Source organism: Streptococcus hyovaginalis DSM 12219 (assembly GCF_000420785.1).
Lineage (GTDB): Bacteria > Bacillota > Bacilli > Lactobacillales > Streptococcaceae > Streptococcus > Streptococcus hyovaginalis.
On the sequence record NZ_ATVP01000035.1, the window covers coordinates 1 to 1,611 of the forward strand.

The 1,611-nt window shown below is 31.0% G+C and carries 4 protein-coding genes; all 4 read right to left on the minus strand.

All coding sequences use genetic code 11. From position 1 onward, the window contains the following. Window positions 1-501: CPBP family glutamic-type intramembrane protease (locus tag G574_RS11050; protein WP_037590795.1), on the minus strand; the 501-nt coding region annotated here is incomplete at its 3' end. 15 nt (window positions 502-516) lie between these two features. Continuing rightward, window positions 517-681, minus strand: a complete 165-nt coding sequence (locus G574_RS11575) for a bacteriocin (protein ID WP_153048554.1) — start codon at window positions 679-681, stop codon at window positions 517-519. A gap of 33 nt (window positions 682-714) precedes the next feature. After that, a complete protein-coding gene (locus G574_RS11580) occupies window positions 715-882 on the minus strand; it encodes a ComC/BlpC family leader-containing pheromone/bacteriocin (protein ID WP_153048555.1) in 168 nt (55 codons plus the stop codon). Between the two features lie 313 nt (window positions 883-1,195). Further along, the coding region (locus tag G574_RS0110575) for a nucleotidyl transferase AbiEii/AbiGii toxin family protein (RefSeq protein WP_029692143.1) at window positions 1,196-1,611 on the minus strand (416 nt) is incomplete at its 5' end.

The window sequence follows — 1,611 nt, forward strand, 5'->3', positions numbered from 1 at the left end:
CCAGCCAATATACTGTGCTAATTTTTCTTGAAGAATTCCTCTATATAAAAATTCTTCCAAAATAGGCTGAGTAAGGACCGTCGTCAGAAAATACAATATAAAAACGATTGGTCTCTCCTTCATTTCCAGTATTTGTGTAGGGACAGTTCCTACATTATAGCCATTTCCAATATACAGAATGGTTACATAGACTAATGTCAACAAAAGGTTCGCTGAAGAATAGATAACTAGTCGTTTCTTATCTATTTTTCCCTGTTTAAACTGTAAAAAGTTGAACTTAATATTTAGGCGTTTGGCAAATAATGATAAAAACCAAAACGATAATAGTAAGAAAATAATACATACTACAATTCTAATCATATCTCCAGTGAGGTTATTACTAACATTGATACGATCGTCACTAAAAGTGGATACACCTGGAGTTTGGGTAAAAAGAGTTAAAAATATAAATATCAAACTAGCTATCAACACTGAGCTACACTTTTTTAAAACATTAATCATTCCATCAACTCCATATTAACATCCGCCTGTATGTTTTTTCTTATTCCATCCATCTAGAAATGAACATACCCCTGCAAATACCTTATCAACAACTTTAATTACCTCTCCCCCAAGATTAAATCCTACTTTACCACCTACAATATTTTCCAATTCTGTTTGACTAAGTTCTTTTTTATTCATTTTATCTTTCCTTTCTAAATTCGTTTATTATTTCTAACACCATGGTGAGATGCCACAAACAGCTTTAACTGCATTATCTGTTGTGTCTCTCAAAAATCTTCCAAACTTATGAAGTCCTTTAGTAATATTATCACCACCTGTAATTGATGATAATGATTGATTACTCAATTCTTCAAAGCTACTTAATTTATTTAAATTCATATACTTTCACCTCGTAATACACTATACTTTACTCGACATTCTGACTGATTAAATTTAAAATTGGGATTTAAAAAACTTCCATAACCACGGATATACTCCAATAATAACCATATGCTTCTCCTTTCTCTGAAATTCTTTGTTGTTTTGTTTACATGTACAGTATACAAAATATAGTATTAAATTTTTTGTTATTGTCATGAAATGCCATTATTTAGTAATGAACGACCATTTTTTACCATTAAAGAAAAAAAGAAACCGAAAATGGCTTCTTCGTAAAAATTTATCATTCAAAAATCAATCGCAATACAATATGCTATCTACTCTCGTTATATTTTTGATACTTCTTAAATAATTCATTAAACAGTCTCTGGTTGTAGTCAAAAATATATTCAAATTCCTCTCGATCTTTATTCGGAATTTGAGGCAACACCTTACGTTCATAGTCTGCAGCAAGATCATCTTTTTTTGTGTCCAATTTCGTCATTAATTCCAAGGGAACTTCTTTCACACGAAAGATATTCTCTAAAATATAAAAGTTATCTTCATTCAGTACCTCTGAACGCAACTCCACTTGATTTATATTGGTTAATGTTTTAAAAATATCATATAAATCTCTAGCTCTGGTCTTGTTGGTCGTTAATGGATATTCTTCCAATTGCTGACAGGAGGCCCTAATCTTTTCATAGACAAGCATTAGGGGACTGTACAAGTAGATTGTTGTCCCATCTA